This is a genomic window from Ignavibacteriota bacterium, from assembly GCA_016713565.1.
In the GTDB taxonomy this organism is placed as follows: domain Bacteria; phylum Bacteroidota; class Ignavibacteria; order Ignavibacteriales; family Melioribacteraceae.
The window spans coordinates 333,650-356,673 of record JADJOX010000008.1 but is presented as its reverse complement, the minus strand read 5'-3'; the positions used below and the strand labels follow the sequence as shown (position 1 = coordinate 356,673).

24 protein-coding genes and 1 pseudogene are annotated in these 23,024 nt (G+C 28.0%); 7 read left to right on the top strand and 18 right to left on the bottom strand.

Going from position 1 to position 23,024, the window contains the following annotated elements:
• Positions 1-11 precede the first annotated feature (11 nt).
• From dut to IPK06_16150, 15 genes are all read right to left on the bottom strand, one after another.
• Positions 12-467: a dUTP diphosphatase gene (dut, locus tag IPK06_16220; protein ID MBK7981515.1), complete on the bottom strand. Its 456-nt coding sequence runs from the start codon at positions 465-467 to the stop codon at positions 12-14.
• A gap of 246 nt (positions 468-713) precedes the next feature.
• Complete coding sequence (locus IPK06_16215) at positions 714-2,186, bottom strand: oligosaccharide flippase family protein (GenBank protein ID MBK7981514.1); 1,473 nt, start codon at positions 2,184-2,186, stop codon at positions 714-716.
• A 189-nt stretch (positions 2,187-2,375) separates the two neighbouring features.
• Positions 2,376-2,621, bottom strand: coding sequence for an acyl-CoA thioesterase (locus tag IPK06_16210; GenBank protein MBK7981513.1), 246 nt, complete (start codon positions 2,619-2,621; stop codon positions 2,376-2,378).
• A 2-nt stretch (positions 2,622-2,623) separates the two neighbouring features.
• Positions 2,624-3,574 (bottom strand): acetyl-CoA carboxylase carboxyltransferase subunit alpha, encoded by a 951-nt coding sequence (locus IPK06_16205; GenBank protein ID MBK7981512.1) that lies wholly within the window; start codon positions 3,572-3,574, stop codon positions 2,624-2,626.
• Positions 3,574-5,565, bottom strand: coding sequence for a glycosyltransferase (locus IPK06_16200; GenBank protein MBK7981511.1), 1,992 nt, complete (start codon positions 5,563-5,565; stop codon positions 3,574-3,576). Before IPK06_16200 ends, IPK06_16205 begins: the two co-directional genes overlap by 1 nt.
• 3 nt (positions 5,566-5,568) lie before the next feature.
• Positions 5,569-6,285, bottom strand: a complete 717-nt coding sequence (locus IPK06_16195) for a polyprenol monophosphomannose synthase (protein MBK7981510.1) — start codon at positions 6,283-6,285, stop codon at positions 5,569-5,571.
• A complete protein-coding gene (locus IPK06_16190) occupies positions 6,282-7,685 on the bottom strand; it encodes a sugar transferase (protein MBK7981509.1) in 1,404 nt (467 codons plus the stop codon). Before IPK06_16190 ends, IPK06_16195 begins: the two co-directional genes overlap by 4 nt.
• A 15-nt stretch (positions 7,686-7,700) precedes the next feature.
• On the bottom strand, positions 7,701-8,711 hold the full coding sequence (locus IPK06_16185; GenBank protein MBK7981508.1) for a glycosyltransferase family 2 protein: 1,011 nt from the start codon (positions 8,709-8,711) through the stop codon (positions 7,701-7,703).
• 112 nt (positions 8,712-8,823) lie between these two features.
• Positions 8,824-9,291, bottom strand: coding sequence for an N-acetyltransferase (locus tag IPK06_16180; GenBank protein MBK7981507.1), 468 nt, complete (start codon positions 9,289-9,291; stop codon positions 8,824-8,826).
• Positions 9,292-9,303: 12 nt separating this feature from the next.
• Positions 9,304-10,323 carry a Gfo/Idh/MocA family oxidoreductase gene (locus IPK06_16175; GenBank protein ID MBK7981506.1) on the bottom strand — a complete coding sequence of 340 codons (1,020 nt, stop codon included), beginning with the start codon at positions 10,321-10,323 and terminating at the stop codon, positions 9,304-9,306.
• A 20-nt stretch (positions 10,324-10,343) separates the two neighbouring features.
• Positions 10,344-11,477 (bottom strand): DegT/DnrJ/EryC1/StrS family aminotransferase, encoded by a 1,134-nt coding sequence (locus IPK06_16170; protein MBK7981505.1) that lies wholly within the window; start codon positions 11,475-11,477, stop codon positions 10,344-10,346.
• Between the two features lie 253 nt (positions 11,478-11,730).
• On the bottom strand, positions 11,731-12,084 hold the full coding sequence (locus IPK06_16165; GenBank protein MBK7981504.1) for a hypothetical protein: 354 nt from the start codon (positions 12,082-12,084) through the stop codon (positions 11,731-11,733).
• On the bottom strand, positions 12,066-12,332 hold the full coding sequence (locus tag IPK06_16160) for a hypothetical protein (protein ID MBK7981503.1): 267 nt from the start codon (positions 12,330-12,332) through the stop codon (positions 12,066-12,068). The genes IPK06_16165 and IPK06_16160 overlap by 19 nt, the downstream gene beginning before the upstream one ends.
• A gap of 23 nt (positions 12,333-12,355) precedes the next feature.
• Positions 12,356-12,799: a hypothetical protein gene (locus tag IPK06_16155; GenBank protein MBK7981502.1), complete on the bottom strand. Its 444-nt coding sequence runs from the start codon at positions 12,797-12,799 to the stop codon at positions 12,356-12,358.
• A gap of 155 nt (positions 12,800-12,954) precedes the next feature.
• A complete protein-coding gene (locus IPK06_16150) occupies positions 12,955-13,992 on the bottom strand; it encodes a glycosyltransferase family 4 protein (GenBank protein MBK7981501.1) in 1,038 nt (345 codons plus the stop codon).
• A gap of 147 nt (positions 13,993-14,139) precedes the next feature.
• Here IPK06_16150 and IPK06_16145 point away from each other — a divergent pair, with 147 nt between their 5' ends.
• The 7 genes and pseudogenes from IPK06_16145 (at position 14,140) to IPK06_16115 (ending at position 20,180) form a co-directional block, all read left to right on the top strand.
• On the top strand, positions 14,140-15,114 hold the full coding sequence (locus IPK06_16145; protein ID MBK7981500.1) for an NAD(P)-dependent oxidoreductase: 975 nt from the start codon (positions 14,140-14,142) through the stop codon (positions 15,112-15,114).
• 7 nt (positions 15,115-15,121) lie between these two features.
• Positions 15,122-16,261 (top strand): LegC family aminotransferase, encoded by a 1,140-nt coding sequence (locus IPK06_16140; protein MBK7981499.1) that lies wholly within the window; start codon positions 15,122-15,124, stop codon positions 16,259-16,261.
• A gap of 43 nt (positions 16,262-16,304) precedes the next feature.
• Positions 16,305-16,898 (top strand): acetyltransferase, encoded by a 594-nt coding sequence (locus IPK06_16135; GenBank protein MBK7981498.1) that lies wholly within the window; start codon positions 16,305-16,307, stop codon positions 16,896-16,898.
• A 72-nt stretch (positions 16,899-16,970) separates the two neighbouring features.
• Entirely contained in the window at positions 16,971-18,038 is a 1,068-nt protein-coding gene (locus IPK06_16130) for an NTP transferase domain-containing protein (GenBank protein ID MBK7981497.1), read from the top strand.
• Positions 18,035-19,177 carry a glycosyltransferase gene (locus IPK06_16125; protein MBK7981496.1) on the top strand — a complete coding sequence of 381 codons (1,143 nt, stop codon included), beginning with the start codon at positions 18,035-18,037 and terminating at the stop codon, positions 19,175-19,177. The genes IPK06_16130 and IPK06_16125 overlap by 4 nt, the downstream gene beginning before the upstream one ends.
• Positions 19,174-19,692 (top strand): oligosaccharide flippase family protein, encoded by a 519-nt coding sequence (locus IPK06_16120; protein ID MBK7981495.1) that lies wholly within the window; start codon positions 19,174-19,176, stop codon positions 19,690-19,692. Before IPK06_16125 ends, IPK06_16120 begins: the two co-directional genes overlap by 4 nt.
• Positions 19,614-20,180: pseudogene (locus tag IPK06_16115) on the top strand (oligosaccharide flippase family protein). Before IPK06_16120 ends, IPK06_16115 begins: the two are co-directional and overlap by 79 nt.
• Positions 20,181-20,425: 245 nt before the next feature.
• Here the strand turns inward: IPK06_16115 and IPK06_16110 are convergent.
• The 3 genes from IPK06_16110 to IPK06_16100 all read right to left on the bottom strand — a co-directional run bounded on the left by IPK06_16110 (position 20,426) and on the right by IPK06_16100 (position 22,941).
• On the bottom strand, positions 20,426-21,754 hold the full coding sequence (locus IPK06_16110; protein ID MBK7981494.1) for an oligosaccharide repeat unit polymerase: 1,329 nt from the start codon (positions 21,752-21,754) through the stop codon (positions 20,426-20,428).
• On the bottom strand, positions 21,747-22,328 hold the full coding sequence (locus IPK06_16105) for a hypothetical protein (GenBank protein ID MBK7981493.1): 582 nt from the start codon (positions 22,326-22,328) through the stop codon (positions 21,747-21,749). Before IPK06_16105 ends, IPK06_16110 begins: the two co-directional genes overlap by 8 nt.
• A 190-nt stretch (positions 22,329-22,518) precedes the next feature.
• Positions 22,519-22,941 (bottom strand): hypothetical protein, encoded by a 423-nt coding sequence (locus tag IPK06_16100; GenBank protein MBK7981492.1) that lies wholly within the window; start codon positions 22,939-22,941, stop codon positions 22,519-22,521.
• Between the last annotated feature and the right edge of the window lie 83 nt (positions 22,942-23,024).

The following is a 23,024-nucleotide window of genomic DNA, read 5'->3' as shown; positions in this document are numbered from 1 at the left end:
TATTTTTCATCCTAAGATTTTCCGGTGTGACCAAATCCACCTTCTCCCCTTTGAGATGAATTTAAATCTTCAACTTGATTAATATTTGCTAAAATTACTTGCGCTAAAACTAATTGAGCAATTCTATCGCCTCGTTTAATAATAAAATCTTCTTCGCCAAAGTTAAACAAAATTATTTTTAATTCGCCTCGGTAATCAGAATCTATTGTTCCCGGTGAATTTAAAACACCGATTCCGTTTTTTGCGGCTAATCCGCTTCTCGGTCTAACTTGAATTTCATACCCGATTGGAATTTCAACAGATAAATTCGTCGGGACTAAAACAATTTTTCCGGCTTTAAGAATTATTTCGCTTTCAACTGCCGCTCTTATATCCATGCCTGAACTTCCCTCGGTTGAATAAGCAGGAAGAGAAATATCTTCAAATGTTTTTGAAATTCGTTTAATATTTAAATCGATTTTTTTCATAAGGATTAGGATTTATTTTGGAAGATTTACAAAATGAATTTATAAAAAAATATGTAAAGGAAAAACTTGCAGTTTAAAAAAGTTATTTACTGTTAAGTAATAATTGAATATCTATGTAAAAAAATATGGATTAAATTTTTTTTATTTAGACATATATTAAGGAAAAAAGTTGAGTCAATTTTTCAGTTCAAAAATAGGTAAGATAATCCAAAAATATACAACATTACCTTTAGAGAATGTAAAAATCTATACAGCCGGATTATTTTTCTTTTTGAATATTAAATTCAAAGTTGAACTTATATCTTTTTTCTTTACAATTTTTAATATTGCAAAAGCGCTGAAATAAAAAAGTAATAGAATAATTTTTATTGAAAACGTAATTCCTGTAGTAAACACATAATAATAGAAAACGCCGCAAACCAAAAATATTATTGTCATAATTTTTATTATCACAGAATATTCATAATCAATTTTATAAAATTTCTGCGATACTATAAAAATTCCGATAGACATAAAAATGTAACTAAATAATGTTGAAATCGCGCCGCCGAAAATTCCAATAACAGGTACTAATATAAAGTTGCTGACAATATTTATTAACGCGCCAATTCCGGTAATAGCCGGAAGATATTTTGTTTTCTCTTCCAAGTAAATTCCGGCAATAAAATTTATATAAAGACCATGAAAAATATATGAAAGAAGAATAATTGGAACTATATAAATTCCGGTTAAATACTCTTTGCCAATCATACTTCTGCCGTGATAAAATTGAAGACTTGCAATATTATCAATAAAAAGGGAAAGTATTATCCACATAAAACTTGAAAAAATTAAAAATAGACTGAGTACTTTTGAAAATATTTTTTTGGCGTTTTCTTCCTTTGCATTTGTTAGGAAAAACGGCTGCCAAGCATATTGAAACATGGAAACGAAAAGCATCATAAAAATTCCGAGTTTATAATTTGCCCGGTAAATTCCTAATGTTGCTTCGTTTGTAAGAGCACGAACAATTGGCACATCAATAACTTGGACAATCATTGCGGCAACGCTTGCGGGCAAATATGTCAATCCGAAAAACAGCATTTTCTTAAGATAAAATTTATTAATCGTAAATTCCAAATTTCTGTAAATATCCGGAATTAGTGTGACGAAAGAAAAAATTGAAGCGGCTAAATTGCTTATGAAAATTGCTTCAATTCCAAATTTATATTTTAGAATAAGAATAAAATTTAAGCCGACATTTATCAAAATATTAATGATTTTTATTAAGGCAAATTTGAAAGCTTTTCTCTCTAAACGAAGATTTGAAAATGGAATTAACGTGGCAGTATCAAGAAACAGTATTCCAATTACATATAATAAAATATAAGAATAATCCGATAAATCTGCTTTATCAGCAAGCCATTGATGAATTAGTACTAGAAAAATAGAAAATAGTAAAGTTGTAACTGTAACAAAAATATAACCGGTAGAATAAACTTTTCTTTTATCGCTTTCTTCAACAGTAGCGTATTTCATAAACGCGGCATCCATACCGTAGATGTAAACAATATTTGCAAATGCTAAAAAAGCATAAATATATGATTGAATACCAAAATCTGTTGGAGAAAATACATTGGTATAAAACGGAACCAAAATAAATCCTAAAAATCTTCCAACAATTGTGCTTATTCCGTAAAGTGCCGTGTCTTTTGTTAATTCTTTAATTTTATCTAACATCGGAATTCTTCATTTTGCAAAATTTACACAAAATATTTTTTGAGAGCGTTTATATAAATTTCAGGTGGTTTGGTCGGTCTTTTTGTTTCTTCCCTAATAAACATGTGAGTTGTAAATCCTGTTACTAATATTTCTTCGGAGTTTTCTCTTTTAATAGAATATTCTATGTGTACTTTTGCGGAATATAATTCAGAAATTTTTGCCGTAATTAAGTAAAACATCATCATAATATGCGGGCATTTTATATTTTAATCCGGCTTCAATTAGAGGCAGTTGATAACCAATTTTTTCCAATTCACTATATGCTAATCCGCAGCTTCGCAACAATTCAGTTCTACCCACTTCAAAATACTCTAAATATTTACCATTATACACAAACTGCATTTTGTCTGTATCAGCATATCTTACTCTAATTGAAGTTGTATGAGAGAGCATAATTATTCTTGGTACACTCCCATTTTACCGAATTTCTCAATTCTATTTGAAATTAATTTTTCCGGTTTAATTTTCTTTAACAGCGAAATTTCTTCAATTAAAATTTGTTTTAATGTATCAGCTATTACTTTGTGATCTCTGTGGGCTCCGCCAAGTGGTTCAGGAACTATTCTATCGATAATATTTAATTCAAGTAAATCCGGTGCGGTTAATTTTAAAGCTTCTGCAGCTTGTTCTTTAAATTCCCAGCTTCTCCATAAAATACTGGAACAAGATTCGGGACTTATTACAGAATACCAAGTATTTTCTAGCATTAAAATTCTGTCGCCAACGCCCATTCCCAACGCGCCGCCGCTAGCGCCTTCACCAATAATAACAACAATTACCGGAACTTTCAAACGGCTCATTTCAAATAGATTTTTTGCAATTGCTTCGGCTTGACCTCTTTCTTCGGCTTCAATTCCCGGGTATGCGCCCGGAGTATCCAATAAAGTAACAATTGGAATATTAAATTTCTCGGCAAGTTTCATCAATCGTAAAGCTTTTCTATATCCTTCCGGATTGGGCATTCCAAAATTTCTTTCCAAATTTGATTTTGTATCTCTTCCTTTTTGATGTCCGATTAACATTACTTTTTGACCATCAATAGTCGCAAATCCGCCGACTATTGCTTTATCGTCTTTAAAATGTCTGTCACCGTGAAGTTCAATAAAATTCTCAGTCATTAAGAAAATATAATCAAGAGTATAAGGTCTTTCCGAATGCCGGGCAAGCTGCACTCTCTGCCATCGAGTTAAATTTTCATATATATTTTTTTTAAGTAGATTTACCTTACTTTCCAAATTTGAAATTTCCGCGGTTATATCAAGATTGTCCTCAAGTTTTTTCATTTCCTCAATTTTCTTTTCAAGCTCAAAGATTGGTTTTTCAAATTCCAATATATTTTTTGCCATTATTTCTCCATGTTTTCAAATATTTTAGAAATAGATTTACCTAATATTTCTAAATCTAACCATATATTTTGATTTTTTGCATAAAATAAATTTATTCTGATTTTTTCTTCTACGTCGTTTTCATTTATATTTTCAGTAAACCAAAGTCCTGTAATTCCCTTTTTTCCCAAATATAAATCCTGATAAAATTCCTCATTTTGCGGACCGACAAAACTTTTTCTTCCAATAAAAACTTCAGGAATTTGTAAAAGTGAATTAATTAAAAATGTTCTTTTCAAACCAATTTTTGAAAACAGCCATACAAACGGATAAATCAAAAACATTAAAATTAAGGAAAGAATTATATCAAAAATTCTTTTAATAAATTTATGAATAAACATAGAAATATTATATTCAACTTTTAACAGCGGAACATTTTCAACATGAGTTATGGTCGATTTACCTACCATAAAATCAAGTTCGCTTCCGGACATTAAAAAATTAACGTTTTCACCTTGGCACTGTGAAACTGTTGAAAAAATTTTATCGAAGCCAATGCTTTCTGTTGAAAAAATAACATTGCTAATTTGATGTTCACGAATTACTTTAGTTAAATTTTCCAGTGAACCAATCACTTTTAAATTCTCTATTTGCTTATCAATATCTTTGATATTCAATCCAATTAATCCGACTAATTTATATTGAATAGTTAAATTAGATCGAAGTTTATTTAAAAAATTTAATGCTGTTCCGTCAATTCCAACAAGAACGGTTCTTAAAGGCAAATCGTTACTCGATGATTTATTGAGCCAAATTAATTTGTAAATTATTCGCCACAACGAAAACGCAATAACGGCAAATACGTATGTTAACAAAACTACAACTCTACTGAAAGCAAATTGTTTAAAGAAAAAAGTCAATGATGTAATTGCAACCATTCCAATGAACAAAGCAATAAAATTTTTCAACACAGAAAAGGAATTTCTTTTATAAACTCCGCTCAAAGTAGAAATTAAAATTTGAATAACCGCTGGAATTATGTAGACCCAAGGTTTGAATATGTCTGGAAAACCGGGCCATTTTTCATTTGAATGAATTTGTTCTGAGAAATAAATTAGAAAAATGTAAATTATAAAATCAAAAGTTACGGAAATAATGACGAGTTTATTTTTATTTGCAAAAGCAAAAGCTTTACGCAATATTATTGCAAATTGTAGAATGATTTCTACGATAAATGAAGAAGAAAAATGTTTACTTACAAAAAGATGCATCGCATTATAAAAGATTTTCGTCTCGTCAATTTTACTTCGTTTTGTACTTTCTCCTTTGTAATGAATAATTTCCGTTTTGTGCACATAAAATACTTTTAAACCAGCTTTTTGAATTCTATAACACAAATCTAAATCTTCGCCGTACATAAAAAAATCGGTATCAAATCCGCCAACTTTATTATACGCTTCTCTGGTCATCATCATAAACGAACCGGAAATTGCGTCGACTTCATATGATTTATTTTCGTCAAGATATGTCAAATTATATTTTGCGAACAATTTACTATTCGGAAAAATTTTGCTCAAACCGGTAACTTTTGTAAAGGAAACCCAGGGTTTTGGAAAACTTCTTCTACAGGCTAATTGAAGAGTGCCATCGGGATTTAAGACTTTACAACCTGCAATTCCAACTTTTGGATTTTGTTCAAGAAAATTTATCATTTCAGAAAATGTATTTTCTCTTACTATAGTATCAGGATTTAAAAGTAAAATAAATTTACCGGAAGAAATTTCCAATGCTTGATTATTTGCTGCTCCAAAACCAACATTTACGTTGTTTTGAATAGTACGAACTTCCGGATATTTTTCATTTATTGCGGGAATGCTGCCGTCATCGGAATTATTATCAACAACAATTATTTCAGTAGAAATATTCTTTGAAGCTTGTTTTATAGAATCAAGCAAATTCAATAAATATTCCTTTACGTTATAATTAACGATTATTATTGATAGATCAATCATTTATTATTTCAAAATTCCAAGCATGTGTCTAAATCGTAATTTCCAAACTCTGAAGATTGCTTCTTTAACAATTTTTTTCGACATTTTTGAAGTACCAGCAACTCTATCCATAAAAATTATAGAGACTTCTTTCAATTTAAATCCTTTTATCCATGCTTTGTAATTCATTTCGATCTGAAATGCGTAGCCGTTTGATTTGATCTCATCAAGATTTATTGTTTCTAAAACTTTTCGTTTAAAACATTTAAAGCCGCCGGTGCTGTCTTTAAGCGGTAATCCAGTAATAACTTTAGTATAATAATTTGCAAAATAACTCAGCAACAGTCTTTTCATTGGCCAGTTTATAACATTAACTCCTTGAATGTATCTGCTTCCAATTATAAGATCATATTCATCAACATACTTTAAAAAATTAGAAATTTCTTTTGGATCATGAGAAAAATCAGCGTCCATTTGAAACGCAATATCATAACCATTTTTAAGCATATATTTGTAACCGGCGACATATGCTGTTCCAAGTCCTTGCTTTTTAACCCGTGAAATTAATTTAACTCTAGAGTTGTCTTTGCTTAAATTATCTATAAAACTTCCCGTTCCGTCGGGCGAGTTATCATCGACAACGAGAATATCTAAATTCTCATAAAGAGTTAAAAGCTCAGGTACTAATTTCTTAATATTGTTCAACTCATTAAATGTTGGTATAATAACAATTGATTTCACTCGAAATGTCCCTTGCCGAATATTACAACAAATATTGTTCTGAATAAAATTTTAAAATCCATTCTTAATGACATATTTTCTATATAAAAAAGGTCAAATCTTAATTTTGTATGAACATCTTCAATGCTTTCATCATACTTATGTTTTACTTGTGCCCAACCCGTTATTCCAGGTCGAACTTTTAATCTTCTTTTATATAACGGAATTTCTTTAGCTAATTTCTCAACAAAAAAAGGTCGTTCCGGTCTAGGCCCGACTAAACTCATTTCACCTTTTAAAACGTTGAACATTTGAGGAATTTCATCAATTCTTACTTTTCTAATAAACTTTCCCACATTTGTTATTCTCGGATCATCTTTTGAAGACCAAACCGGTCCCGATTTTCTTTCGGCATCTTTAACCATTGATCGAAATTTATAAACATTAAACACCTTTCCATTCATTCCGGTTCTTTCCTGCTTAAAAATTAATGGACCTTTACTGTCTAATTTTATTAAAATTGAAACAATCAATAAAATCGGCGATAAAAATATTATACCAATTAGTGAGAAAAAAATATCCAAAAATCTTTTAACTTTTTTTTCCCATTCCGGCATGAGCTGCGGCATGATGTCTATTAAAGGAAAACCATAAATCTGCATTGTTCGTGCTTGACCGCTTATAATTTCGTATAAGTCCGGAACAATTTTGAGATTAACTTTTTCATCCTCGCATTTTGAAATAACATATATCAGTATATCATCTTCATTTTTTTCTAAAGATAAAATCACTTCTTGAGCATTAACTTTTTTTATAACTTTTTCAATATTTGTAACATTATCCAAAACTTCTACACCGTCAAATTTTTTACCAATATTTTTTTCATTCACCGCAATGTATCCGGCAACGTCAAGTCCGAGTCCTCGGTATTTTTGAATTTTTCTATGAATATCTTTAGCTTTTGAATTGAATCCGACAATTAGTGTATTTCTTCTTCCAAAGCCATTGATAAGTAGTTTTCTTTGCAAGCTTCGTACAAACAACCTTCCGAAACCAACGAAAAAAAGAAACATTCCCCAATAAAAAAATATTAAAAAACGATTTCCGGATTGTTCATTGTGCAATAAATCGTCAGACAATATAAGAGTAAAAAGAATAAAGATTCCTGCAAATGAAGCTTTGAATAAAGAAGTTAATTCATCAAAACGTGAGCTTGCAAACCAGGTTCTATACATTCCTACAAATGTAAAAATTAGCAGCCAATAGAAATAAATAATCAGCATACTAAGAAAAAATTCCGGTGAAGTAAATATGCTGAATAACCCGGAATTTACTCTTACAAAATAATATACAAACCAAGTAAGATTTATCGTTAAAAAATCGATTCCTACTACAAATATTTTTTCTAATTTTTTATTCAATTTTAAATAAAAATATTAAATTACAGTTTCTTTAGATTTTATAAGTCCATATATAAAACCTGTTCCCCAACTAATGTGCATAATAAAAATTAAAAAAGGCATAAATAATAAATAACTTAATTTATTAGGAAATAATTTCAAAAAGATCGTGATAATATTTATTAAAAAATAAATTCCGAGCTCGATCAATAAGACATTAAAACCAACTTTATATAATAAGCTAGTTAAAAAAGTAATAATCAAAATAATAACAAAAATTGGCGGAATTAAATGAAGTAGTTTAATTGAATTAAAATGTTTTTTAACAACATTTACTCTAAGAATTCCATATCTAAAAATTTGTTTAATAAAACTTATTATGGAATCTCTCGGATAATAGTAACTTTTGATTTTGGGTGAATATAATATTTTGTATCCGGCATTTCTAATTCTCCAATTTAATTCGGCATCTTCCGATATTGTAAAATTTTCTTCAAAATATCCAATTTCATTAAAAAGTTCCTTTTTATACGCAGCGTAAACAACAGTGTCAACATATTGTTCTTTATTACTCCATCTGTACTTCGCACTTCCCATTGCAAACGGAAGCTCCATAGCAGTTCCAATTAAGTTTTGAGTAAAAGTTAACCCCAAATTTTCTTGTGTTCCGCCAGTTACATAAACATTTTTTTCCTGGATTAACTCATTATTGAACTTAATAAAATTTTTATCAATTGTAGCGTGAGCGCCAAGTATTACAATTATTTCGCCGGAAGAATTTTTTATACCAATATTTAAGCCTTGAGGAGTTTTTTTAAATTGATTTGTTAACAAAATAATGTTATTGAATTTTTTTTGATATTCCTTAATAATATTTATTGTATTATCCTCAGAAATTCCGTCAACAACAATTATTTCAATTTTTGATATTGGATAATTTTGATTAAAAATAGAATCTAAACATTTACCTATATATCTTTCTTCATTACGGCAAGGAATAACAACTGAAAATTTTTGTTCTCGTATTTTTTCGGAATTATTGACCAATTTTTTACCAAGTTTAATTTTAACACAAAATTAAATATAGTATTATTTTTTTATTTAAAATTAGGAAGAAATATAGATAAGCCGTTAAATTTTAACGGCTTTTAAGGATTGATTATAATTTTTTAATGATTTTAGCAGGTACACCGGCTACAACAACATTTGCAGGAACATCTTTTGTTACTACTGCTCCGGCACCTATTATTGAATTTTCACCAATTGTAACGCCACCCATAATTGTAGAAGATGAACCAATTGAAACTTTATCTTTTACAAATGTTTCAATTAGTTTCCAATCAGCTTCAGTTTGCATACTGCCATCTGGATTTACCGCACGCGGATATTTATCATTTATAAATGTAACATTATGCCCTACAAAAACTCCGTCGCCAATGTGAACACCTTCACAAATAAAAGTGTGCGATGAAATTTTGCAATTTTTGCCAATTGATGCGCCTTTTTGAATTTCAACAAAAGTACCGACTTTTGTTCCGTCATCAATTGAACATCCGTACAAATTAACAAAGTCGAAAATTCTAACATCTTTTCCTAATTTTACATTATTGATATTTTTCTTTTCCATAAGAAATCCAAATTATTTAACTGATTCTAACTGATTGATTTCAATTAGCTTGCCTTTATTTTTAATTGATTTTTCACTTGCTTCTAAAATTTTAACAACATTTAATCCGTCAACACCATTTGTAATAGGAGCTCTGTTTTCTTTAATTGCAGAAATAAATTCAGAGGCACCCAATGCTAATGCTTCTGTTGCTTTAACTTTTGGCGAATACATATCACCCATTCTATATTGCACAAGGGCTTCGTGAATTTTTTCTTTGGATGACATTTCAACTCCTGCGTCGTAAACTTTAATTTTTTCAAAGTTTTCCATATCATCAAAAACGAGCATTTTTTTATCTCCGCCGACAAGCATTCTTCTTATTTTTACCGGGGATGTCCAATTTACATGAAAATGAGCAAAGCAATTATTTTCAAAATAGACAGAAAGATGAGCTACGTTTTCATGATCATAATAATTTGCAATTCCATGAGCTGAAACTGCAGAAACTTTATAATTCGGCATAAGATAATTCATAATTGATAAATCATGAGGTGCCAAATCCCAAATCACATTTACATCGTGCTGGAACAAACCTAGGTTAATTCTTACGGAATCAAAATACCTAATTTCACCCATTTCTCCTGAATCGACAAGTTGACGCATTTTTTGGACAGCTCCTGTATAGATAAATGTGTGATCAACAAATATTTTTAGATTCTTTTTTTCAGCTATTTCAATTAATTGAATTGCTTCATTAGAAGTTGCGGTAAATGGTTTCTCGACCCAAATGTTTTTTCCTGCATCAAGAGCCATTTTTCCAAATTTGAAATGCGTATCAACAGGAGTTGCGATTGCAATAATGTCGATATCTTTAAGCAGCAGTTCGTTATAATCCTTTAAAACTTCTACCGAGGGAAATCTTGATTTAATGAATTTTAATCTGTCATCACTTAAATCGCATCCATATACCTGCTGAACTTCCGGATGTGCCATAAAATTTCTAACTAAGTTTGGACCCCAATATCCTAATCCAATAATTCCAACTTTCATTTTAACCTCTTACAATAAAATTATTTTTTAAAGAACTCATGAATTTTTTCCGAAACAAAATTTATTTGTTCGTCAGTTAATTCCGGAAACATAGGTAAAGATAATCCTTGTTCTGCTAAAGCTTCAGTTACTGGAAAATCTCCGTATTTATACCCTAAATTTTCAAAACATTTTTGCTGATGTAAAGGAAGCGGGTAATGTAAACCTGTTGCAATATCATTATCACCAAGAAATTTTTGCAAATTGTTTCTAACTTCAGATCTTCCTTCACCGTCTTTGCCTAATACTTGAATTACGAAGAGATGATAAACATGTTTTGCATAATCCATTTCAGTGGGAAGTTTAATTCCATTAACATCCGACAGAAGCTCTCTATATTTTGCTGCTACACTTCTTCTTCCATCAGTCCAATTATTCAAATGATTCAACTTAACGCCTAATACAGCTCCTTGAATTCCTTCCATTCTATAATTATGGCCAAGAATTTCATGATTATATTTTTCTTTACCTCCGTGATCTCTAAGCATTTTTGATAAAGTAGCTAATTCATCACTATTTGTAGTAATTGCACCGCCTTCACCATATGCCCCAAGATTTTTACCAGGATAAAAACTATAAGAAGTAATATCTGAAAGTGCTCCAATTCTTTTACCTTTATATTCTGCAAAGTGTGATTGAGCAGCATCTTCAAGCAAATAAATATTATGTTTTTTTGCAATTTCTCTTAGCGGATCCATATCGGCTGCTTGTCCGTATAAATGGACTGCCACAATAGCTTTGGTTTTAGGAGTAATTGCGGCTTCAACTTTGGAAGGATCAATATTGTAACTTTCTGGATGACAATCTACAAAAACAGGAGTTGCGCCGCATAAAGTTGCACCCCATGCAGTTGCAATAAAAGTATTAGCTGGGATAATAATTTCATCTCCCGGTTTAATTCCCAATGCCCATAAAGCAACATGATTTCCATCTGTTCCGGAACTTAAAGCAACGCAATGTTTTGCTCCATGTTCAGCTGCAAAACGCGATTCAAATTCAAAAACGGGTTTTCCTAATACATAAGCTGTATTTTCAAGTACATTATGAATTGCGGGCAAAACTTCGTCTTTAATTGTATTATATTGAGCTTTCAAATCAAGAAAAGGAACTTTCATAAAAATTGCCTCCAAAGAGTGATATAAAATATTTTAATATGTTCAATAAGTAGAATTTTAATTCACATGCAAAGAAAAAAAGTCAACAAAAATGGACAAATTTAATTAAATGTGATTTAAAATAAGACATATAAAATTACAATTGATAAAATAATGGATTCCAATGTCTAATAAAAACCATTTTTCAATTAGTTAATATATTGTCGGAAGTTATTGTAGAATTTTGAGACAGGAAAATATAATTTTAATCGAATTATCTCGGTTGATTTAAGAAATAATATTCATTTGGCGTAATAAAAGTAACATTTTGAGATTCTAAATATTCTAGACATTTTTTAAATTCATCAAATTTTAAACTATCCCACATATTTGGGTGAAGTTGGAAGGTTAGTACACTATCGTTCGGTAAATAATTATTTAAAAATTTTTGATAATCCGGAAACCCATAAGGAAATTCGATTTCGGACTTTCTTTCCAAAATCATTTTTGAGGAATTTTTATTACCGAAAAACCAAATTTTAATATCATTTGTATTATTAATAACATCATTTGTAATCTCATCAATTGCATTTCCCGGAGCGCCAAAGGTTATAGGAGTATAACCCAAGTATTTATTGCACAGAAATTCTGTTCTGTTGAGCGCATAAAACTGATAATCATAACTAGTTTTTTGAAATTCTGAAAAACAGTGCCATCATCACTTATACCACCAACAATATGTTTATAACCGTGATTCCAAATTTCAAAATAATTTGATTTAATTAAGTCCTTGAGAAAATTGTAATATTTTGAATTTCCTGCTTCTAGAGAATTTCCAAGAATACCGAGTGATGCTACTATATTTTTTTCAAACATATAGTCTATAAAATTATGCCAATTTAAAGAAACAATTGAAGCATTGTTAAAATAAGATCATCAGCTTTAAGAATAACAAACTGTTTGTAAACAAAGATATGTACAGAATCAATTTGTTCAACTTCGTCCGTTCCGGTCGGATAAAAGATAGATGTGAGTCCCACACTATCTGAGGCAACAAAAAAAAATTTCGAGTTATGTATTTTAATTTTATTTCTTTTTGAGTTAACCCTAAATCTATTTTGATTCTGATAAATATTTTCATAAAAATCGATTGCAACGGAATCATTAATCTTTATACATTTCGGAAAGGCTAATTTTTTTTTATCAAAATTAAAATTCTCATTAATAACATTTCTCATTGGCATTTTAATTAATTCTTGGTCCAACGGATTTTTTGAGTCACATGAATAAAAAGAAATAATAATAAATGAGTATATTAAATATGTAAAGTAAATTTTTTTCATAAATTCAAAATAAAAGATAACCAAAACATTTAATTAATTAATTAATGAATAATATAAATTAATTAACACATTTGCATCATTATTCCAATTATATTTTTCTTCAACTGCTTTTCTACCATTTTTTCCATAATCAAAATTTTTATTTGAAATTTCAATCAACTTTTAGCAAAATCATATTCATCATTTGATTTAAAGACTTTGCCGGAATTGGTTTCTAAAATAATTCTGCTCATCGGTTTTGCATCAGAAACTAAAACAGTTTTTCCTTGTGACATATATTCAAATAATTTATTAGGTACTCCAGAATTAATAAAATCATTACTAGGTTGTGGTATAATACAAACATTTGCAGAATACATATAATCAGCAATTTTACTATGTCCAGGCCATGAGAAAAATTCAACATTATCATTTATATTCAAAATGTTCACAAATTTAATCAAATCATTTTTTGCTGGTCCTTCACCTACAATCATAAATAAAACATTATGTAACACTTTTTTTATTATAGGAATTGCCTTAATAGGCACTTCCAAACCTCTTTCATTGCTAACTATCCCGGTATAAAGAAATATAAATTTATCATAATATTTTTCTTTAATTGAAGTTTTAGGATTTTGAATACAAAACGTTTTTAAATCAACAGTATTGGAAACTACAAATATTTTATTTTCAGAAACATTTTGATCAATTAATTTTTGTTTATGTTCTTCAACTACAACAATTAGTATATCTGATTTTTTCAAACAGTATTTTTCAAGAATTTTAGCAAGTTTAGGATTTTTAAATAAAAAATTTACAAAACCTTTCTTTTTGAAAAAAATCAAAGCTTCGGGATAGCTTTCATGAACATCAAAAACGACAGGTTTTTTAAAAAACTTCTTAATAAGCAAAGCTAATGGAACCATAGGTAAATCGTGTGCATGAATAAAATCTGGTTTAAATTTCCAATAAATTTGAAAAATTTTAATAACAAATCTAGGATTTATAAACAAAGGAAAATTTAAAATTTTATTTAGTATTGTATTACTAAATAAAGCATTAATTCTAAAGATTTCACAGTTTGGAAATTTAGGCGAGTTGTTTTTGATATATTGATTACATAAAATTCCAATTTTGAATCCATTTTCGAATAATGAATTTATTTCTCTTTCAACTCTAATATCCGGTGGAAATGGAGACTGTAAAAGCATTAAAATTTTTTTATTTTTATTTTTTTGTATCAATTTAATTTTTAATAAATGAAAAATTATTCTTCTTTTTTGATGACGTAAATTTATCTAATAATTAATAAAAATTTCACTATAATTATTTGTAAAAATTTAATTTACTGAGGAATTATGCGGAAAATATTGGTAACTGGAGCAGCAGGTTATATTGGATCAGTATTAACAAGACAATTACTTGAAAGGGGCTATTATGTTTTAGGAGTAGATTCCTTGTTTTTTGGTGGTGAATCTTTAATTGGAATATATAATAATCCAAAATTTGAATTTATTAAAGGTGATTTAAGAAATAGTGTATTTACCAATAAAATTTTAAATGGAATAACAGATGTTGTTCATTTAGCTGCAATTGTTGGTGATCCAGCATGTTCAAAACAACCTACACTTGCCCAAGAAATCAATTGGATTGCATCTAAAAATTTATTCGATTTTTGTAACGAAAATGAAAAAATAAATCATTTTATTTTTGCTTCTACCTGTAGTAATTATGGTAAGATGAAAAGTGGAGGTTATGTTACTGAAGATTCGGAACTGAGTCCTGTTTCACTTTACGCTGAATTGAAAGTTAAATTTGAAAATTATATGCTCAACGAAAATATTAGGAATAATTTCTACCCAACGTCTTTGAGATTTTCTACTGTATATGGGTTGTCTTCAAGGATAAGATTTGATTTAACTGTTAATGAGTTTATTCGTGATGTCACGTTCGGTAAAGAATTACAAATATTCGGCGAACAATTTTGGCGACCTTATTGCCATGTTGAGGATCTAGCTTATTCTTGTATAAAAGTATTAGAATCGCCTATCGAGAAGGTCAAACAAAATGTATTTAATGTTGGCGCTACAGAAGAAAATTACCAAAAGAAAATGATTGCAGAAGAAATTTTAAAGATTATTCCAACTGCAAAAATTACTTATATAAAAAAGAATGAGGACCCTAGAGACTATCGTGTCGATTTTTCAAAAATAAAAAATGTTTTAAATTTTGAAATTTCGAAAAAGGTGCCCGATGGACTAAAAGAGATAAATAAAATTTTGGAGGATGGTTTACTATCAGATCCGTATTCAGAAAAATTTAAAAATATTTAATATCGATATGATCGAAAAGACAATTAAATTTATTAAGCAGCTTTATAATACTGATAACTTTATTGCGCTGCACTCGCCGGTCTTCATTGGTAATGAAAAAAAATACTTAAATGATTGTATTGACTCAACGTTTGTTTCTTATATTGGAAAATATGTTACTAAATTTGAAGAAATGACAGCAAAATATACAGGTTCTAATTATGCAATCGCTGTTGTAAATGGAACAACTGCTCTGCAAATTGCTTTGAATTTACTTGGTGTTGAAGACGGTGATGAAGTTATTACTCAACCTCTAACTTTTGTTGCTACTGCAAATGCTATCAAACATGCTGGGGGTGAACCTGTTTTTGTTGATGTTGATATCGATACACTAGGCATGTCTCCAAATAAATTAGAAGATTTCTTAAAAAAAAATTGTGAAATTCGAAATGAGTTATGTTATAATAAATATAGCAAAAAAAAAATTAAAGCAATTGTTCCAATGCATACATTTGGTTTTCCTGTTAGAATTAAAGAAATTATAAGTATAGCGAATAAATATCATATTAAATTAGTTGAAGATTCAGCTGAATCACTTGGTTCATTTTACGAAGGTCAGCATACCGGAACATTTGGTGAAATTGGAATTTTAAGCTACAATGGAAACAAAGTAATAACGACAGGTGGCGGTGGTATAATATTAACCAATAATAAAGATTTAGCTCAAAAAGCTAAACATATTACAACAACTGCCAAAATTCCGCATAAATGGGAATATGTTCATGATATGGTAGCATATAATTATAGAATGACTAATGTAACTGCAGCATTGGGTGTAGCTCAAATGGAAAATTTAAATGAATTTTTAGAAAATAAAAGAAAAACTGCTGAACAATATGACAAATTTTTTACAAATTCAGAATATAGGTTAATTAAATCTCCCCTTAACGTTATAACAAATAATTGGTTAAATACAATTCAAGTTAGTAATAAAATTGTACGAGACGAGTTTCTCGAAAAAACAAATAATGTAGGCATAATGACAAGACCTGTTTGGCAGCTAATGAATAAATTAGAAATGTTTAAAAATTGCTTTAAAGGAAATTTAGATAATTCAGTTTGGCTTGCCGATAGATTAGTAAATATTCCTAGTGGTTTTAGAAAATAGCTATTTATGAAAGAGAAAATTGTTATCATCGGTGGAGGCGGACATGCAAAAGTTATTGCGTCTATCATTAAAAAAGATTGGCGAATTTGAAATAATTGGTTATACCGATGAAGAAGATAAAGGCGTTATACTTGAATTTCCTTTTTTAGGAAATGATAATCAATTCTTATCAAATAATTTTCAAAATATTAAATGCGCTGCAATCGGAATTGGACAAATCAAATCATCTGCATTAAGAAAAAAAGTCGTTGATCAATACAAAAATGCCGGATTTCATTTTCCCATTATCATTTCGCCATATGCAATTGTTAATGAGAATGTTGGAATAGGTGAAGGTACAGTTATTTTTGATGGTGCAGTAATTAACACTTATTCTAGTATCGGTAGTTTTGTAATTATTAATACAAATTCAACCGTAGAACACGATTGTAATATTGGTGATTTTGTTCATTTAGCTTCAAACTCTGTTTTAAGTGGAAATGTAATAATTGGTAATGGTACATTTATAGGTGCAGGTGCAACAATAATACAAGGAATTGAAATTGAGCATGATGTAATCATTGGTGCTGGTAGTACTGCTACAAAAAATTGTTTTGCTGGAAAAACTTATATTGGAGTTCCTGCAAAATTATTATAAATATTATCTTTTTCACATAATACTATTTCATATTTCTTACTTTAATTTTGATTAAAATAAAAACTTACAAAAATGAAATTTGACGAAAGAATTAATAAGCTAGTAATTTCACCTGAGGATTCATTAATTAACGCAATGAAGTTGATGGATAAATTAGATTCTAAACTTTTATTGGTAATGCTTGATAAAAAATATATTGGCATAATAAGTATTGGTGATATTCAAAGAGCAATCTTAAAAAATATTTCAATTACTGAAAAAATTAAAAATATTATTAGATCAAATATTCGAGTTTGTTACAGTACCGATAATTTTGATAAAATAAAATCAACTATGATTGAATTCAGGACGGAATTTATGCCTATACTTAATAGTAATGATGAACTTGAGAAGATAATTTTTTGGTCAGATATTTTTGAAGAGCAAGTTGAATCATTTAGAAAGAAATTGACTTTACCTGTTGTGATAATGGCTGGCGGATTAGGTAAACGACTGAAACCTTTTACAAATATTATTCCTAAACCACTAATTCCTATGGGTGAGAAGCCAATTATTGAAATTATTATGGATAAATTTAATAGTATCGGCTCAAATGAGTTTTATATAACTGTTAATTATAAACGTGAAATGCTCGAATATTACTTAGATAGAAATATGTCACAAAATTATAAGATTAATTATGTAAGAGAAGATGAACCATTAGGAACAGCAGGCAGTCTCTATTTATTAAAAGATAAAATAAAATCAACATTTTTTGTTTCTAACTGTGATATTCTAATAAATCAAGATTTAAGAGATGTCTATCAATATCACAAATCAAATAATAATGAATTAACTGCAGTTGGTGCCATTTTAAATAAAAGTATTCCTTACGGAATTTTTGAAACCGGTAATAATGGTCAATTGTTAAATTTAACCGAAAAACCGGAGTTTTCATATCTTGCAAATACAGGTGTTTATATACTTGAACATAAATTATTAGACGAAATTCCTATTGGTAAATCATTTAACATTACAGATCTAATTTTAAATCTCTTAAATCAGAATCGTAAAGTAGGTATTTTCCCAATTAGCGAAAAATCTTGGTCTGATATAGGAGAATGGAAAAGTTTTTGGGATATAAATTTAAATAAACAATGAACTTCCTTTTTATTGGTAACCCAGCATCCACACTTATTCAGCAATTGTGTTATGAGTTAAAAAAAAATAAAAATATAAGCATCGATATAATCTCTACATCTTTTTTTGATTCACAAATTAATTATTCTAATTATTTCAACAACATATACTACTTAGAAGATAAATATAAATTACTTCGAAAAATACCGTATTTAAAGATTATATATTTTATTTATAACTTAAGATCACTATTAAAAAAATTACCTACTTATAACGCTGTTTCAATACATTATGTATACTATTTCTATGCCTTTTTAATTGAAGATTTTAAAAGCAAAGGAAACAAAATTATTTTAAGTTTTTGGGGAAGCGATTTTAATAGTACAAATTATTGGCAAAAATATTTTATTAGAATTGCAGTTAATAACGCTGATATAATTACAACTGCAAATGAAGAAATGAAAGATCGATTAATTAAAAAATATAAAATTCCAAATGAAAAATGTATAATTGCCAGGTTTGGTTTAAATATCCTTGAAATTATCAAAATAAATTTTGAATTATTAAATAAAAGCAATGCTAAGAAGTATTTTAAAATAAGTGACAATTTTATTATAACCATTGGCTATAACTCAAATAGGAATCAGCAGCATATAAGAATTATTAATGAAATAAATTCGATTAAAGATAAACTTCCCCAAAATTATATTCTACTTTTTCCATTGACATACAATTTTAAGAATTCATCAGATTATATTGCTTTAATTCAGAATAAACTTATTAAATATAAATTAAATTATAAATTTATTGATTACTATTTAACTGATATTGAAGTAGCAAATTTAAGAGTTGCCACTGATATTTTAATTCAACTTCAGAAACACGATTTATTTTCCGGATCAATGCAGGAGCATTTTTCAGCAGGCAGTCTTGTTATTACAGGAAGGTGGTTACCTTATCAAAAATTCAAAGATGTAGGAATTTATTTTCGTGAAATTGAAGACTTTTCGAAATTAAATAAACTATTATTAGAAGCAATCTCTAATTATAACGAGGAAAATAAACTTCTAAAAAATAACTTTATAAAAGTATGGAACTTAAGTAGTTGGGAAAAAGTAATTTCGAAATGGGAACACATATTAGGAATTATTAAAAATTGAAAAAATTATTACTAGAAATAAAAGAATTATTTATTATTACTAAAAATAAAGGTTTTTTTCATTTATTGTTTTCAAATATTTTTGTAAACTTCTTTGCTTTTGGTAGCCAACTTCTTGTTGCTTGGATATTAACACCTGTTGAATTAGGCCAAATAAAAATATTACAAGCATTTGTTTCTGTCGCTGTAATCTTTGCAAGTTTTGGTTTTGATTCTTCAACTTTAAAATTATGTTCTGAAAATATTGATATTACAAAAAAGAAAGAACTATTTAAATCTGCAAATATTTTTACTACTTATACTACACTTTTCACATACATAATATTATATATTTTATCATTTTTTAATATAATTTCGTCTGATAATTTTATTAATAAATACTTTAATTTATTTTTTATCGCTTTAATACCACAAACATTTAACATGCTTCATTTCTCATATTTACAAGCATTAAAAAGATTGAACTCATTGCAAAAATATCAGTTTATTCTAAAACTATATCGTTTATTTTCATAATAATTATTACTTACTTTTTTAATGTTTTTGGTTTCATTATTGCATTTTTATTAGGGTACCTTTTTACAAGTATTTTTTTATATAAAAACATAAAAGCTGATTTAGCAAAAATTAGTGTTAGTTTATACAGTTATTTTCCAGTTCATTGGAAATATTCCAAATTTGCGTTCTTATCTAATTTAACAAGTGGACTTACAAGATATTTGGATTTATTTATTATAAATTATTTTATAGCTGACCGTATTTCTATCGGGATGTATAGTTTTGCACTAAATGTAATTTTAGTTTTGCAAATTATTGGGGATACTATTCAAAAAATCTCCATTCCGCACTTTTCAGAAAATTCTTCAAACATAAATAATTGGAAAATAATTTTTAATAAATACTACAAAATTTTCATTATCATTACTTTAATAATTTTAATAATTTTAAATATTTTTATTGAACCATTTATAAAATTTATTTTTAATAACAAGTATGATAATTCACTAATATTCATTAGGATTTTATCATTACGATGGTTTTTTTATGCACTTGTTCAATTTCAAGGTTCTGCTCTTTTTGGATTAGGTAAAATAAATTATAATTTTTATGGATCTCTGGTATTCCTAATTATTAATTTTATAATTCAATATATACTTGTAATTAATTATGGTATTTTTGGTGTTGTTTATGGTGTAACAATTGGTAATTTTATTTACTATTTTATTTATAGTATAATTTTCAAGTATGCCTATAGGTCGTCTTGATTTCTATTTGTAAATTTTCGATATAGCAAATATGAAAATTCAATAATGATTATATGAAAGAATAAATTTATAGACAGTAAAACTGATTTAATCATATAAGAAAAGAAAGACATTCCAATAACTATTGTAAGATTTACTAAACCTAAGAAATAATATATATCATTACTTTCGTAGAATTTTATCCAAAAAAAAGAAGCAAATAATCCAACAAAGAATGGAAACCAAATTATTCCTAGCGGACCAAAATCCCTATATAAATCTCTAAGATAAGAACCTGAATTTGTCCAATAAGGAATATAATAACCTGGCATATCATATCCAATTTTTTCGTGTAATCCGAAAATACCTAGGATTGTATATAATTCTCTAAACGTATTTTGTGCCCAATAAGTATTTTTTTCTTCCATTGTAATGGATCTTGATAATACAGCAACATGTGAAGATAGATATAAATAAATTGACGGCGAAATAAATGCACCTCCGTCAAATTGAGTTAGTGAACTGCTTGTACCACTAAAATTGTCAGGGGCATTACGACTAACTTTTACAAATCCTGCAGCTGCAACTAAAATGGAAATAACTATAAAAGCACCTATAATTATTTTACGATTTGATTTTTTATTTTTTCCGAGTGAATCAGCCGCAACTGAGTATCTGAAATAAATATAAGATGTTATATACAATAACATACCAACTAAAATTCCACTTCTCACAAACCTTGCCATTTCTTTTAAAATAATTCCAAGTATTGCTATAATTGTAACAAATTCAATTTTCCCTTTTTTTGCATTACTAATGCCAGCATAAAAAACTGCTAAATAAGAGCCTAACCACAAATAGGGAATACTATTATCATCAAGACCATCAGCTCTCTGTCTATATATTCTTGCAGCATGAAATATTATCTTTGTGAAAGAACCATATTCCTCGAGCAAAACCCACCAATGATGTATTGCTGCAAATAGACCAATTAATGCAAGAGACCAAATAATTCTATTAAAAAATTTATTATTATTAAAAAAAATAAAATCACTTTTTTTAGAATTAATAGTCCTATAATTTATATTAAAATTAACTCCTTTGGTCGTAAAACAAATTGCAACGCCTAAAAAAAAAGCTAAATAACTTCCAATTATTATTATCCATGTATCAGACGAAAGATTGATGAAAGGCATTAATTTCAATTCATAAGCACTTAACATTGATCCCCAAACAATGCTATAAATTAATAATGAATTAAACCATCTTTGGAAAAAATATTTAGAAATTCCAATGGCTATTATAATTACAATTAAAATAAAGAAATTACTCATCTGTTTTAATTTTATAGAATTTTTCTAAAAAATTATAAAATCTTTTTTCTTTTTCAAGTAGCGGGTTTCGAGGAACGATATTTTTGAGGTTATCAGCTCTAAAAATAAATAATATTGTTACTAATAAGAAAATCGAAAAAATTGTAATAATAACTAATGCTTTCTTTGGTCCATATTTTAATTGGGGTGGAACTGCTTTATCAACAACAATCAATGTTGGGATACTTTTTTGTTCATCAATCTTTGCTTGCTCATACATAGGATAAAGAAATTCTTTAATTTTACTCTGGATTTCAAGTTCCCTAAAGAGTCTTAGATATTCAAAAGATAAATCTGGAATTTTCTTAAATGATAGGAAATAACTTCCTTCATTTTTATTTTTAAAGTCTCCAAGCTTTTGCCTAATTGATAATATCTGATATTCAATATCTTTGTATTGTGGAGAATTTTTGTTGATTTGATTTGATATTGAATTAAGATATATCTCCTTTTGAATGAGATTTTTTTCTAATTCACCTGCAGCTTGAACTGCAACTTTTATCTGTTCAGGAATATCAAATACACCATTATTCAATTGAAATTTATGATAAGCAACTTCTGCATTTTCAAGGTCAATTTGGTTTTGTAAAAATCTTTTTTCTATAAATTTTCTATTATTTTTGGCATTTTCTGTCTTTAATACAATATTTAGACTATCAGCTAAGTAAGCAAAGTAATTTGAAATATCAGCACTTTTTGCGGATTTTTATTTATAGTGTAAATCTCTAGCAATCCAAATTCATTTGGAGTAAAATGAGATCATCTTTGAAACTTTTAATAACTTTATCATAGTTTCGATCTGTTATATTATAATCATAAAAAAGATTAAATTTGTTTATTACTTTTGTCATAATATTTCTACTATTTAATAACCCAAGTATTAAATCCATATTAGGAGAACTACTTCCTAATAAACTAGCTCCAAAGGATAATGCGGAATTATCAGAAAGTAAATTCCCGATTCCAAATTCTTTTTCTTGAGGAATCATCATTAGTGCTTTTGATTTATATGTTTCGGGGATACTAAACGAATATATTGTTGCGACTATAAAAATAATTGACAAATTAATAATAATTAATTTTTTCCATTTGTAGAGAGTGTATAGATAATCAGATAAACCTTTTTCATTTCTTGAAACTGTCGTCATATATAATCCCATAATAATACTTGACCAAAAAAATTATGTCATTTTAAAATCATTTATTTAATAAAGTTATTAATTATTATAAT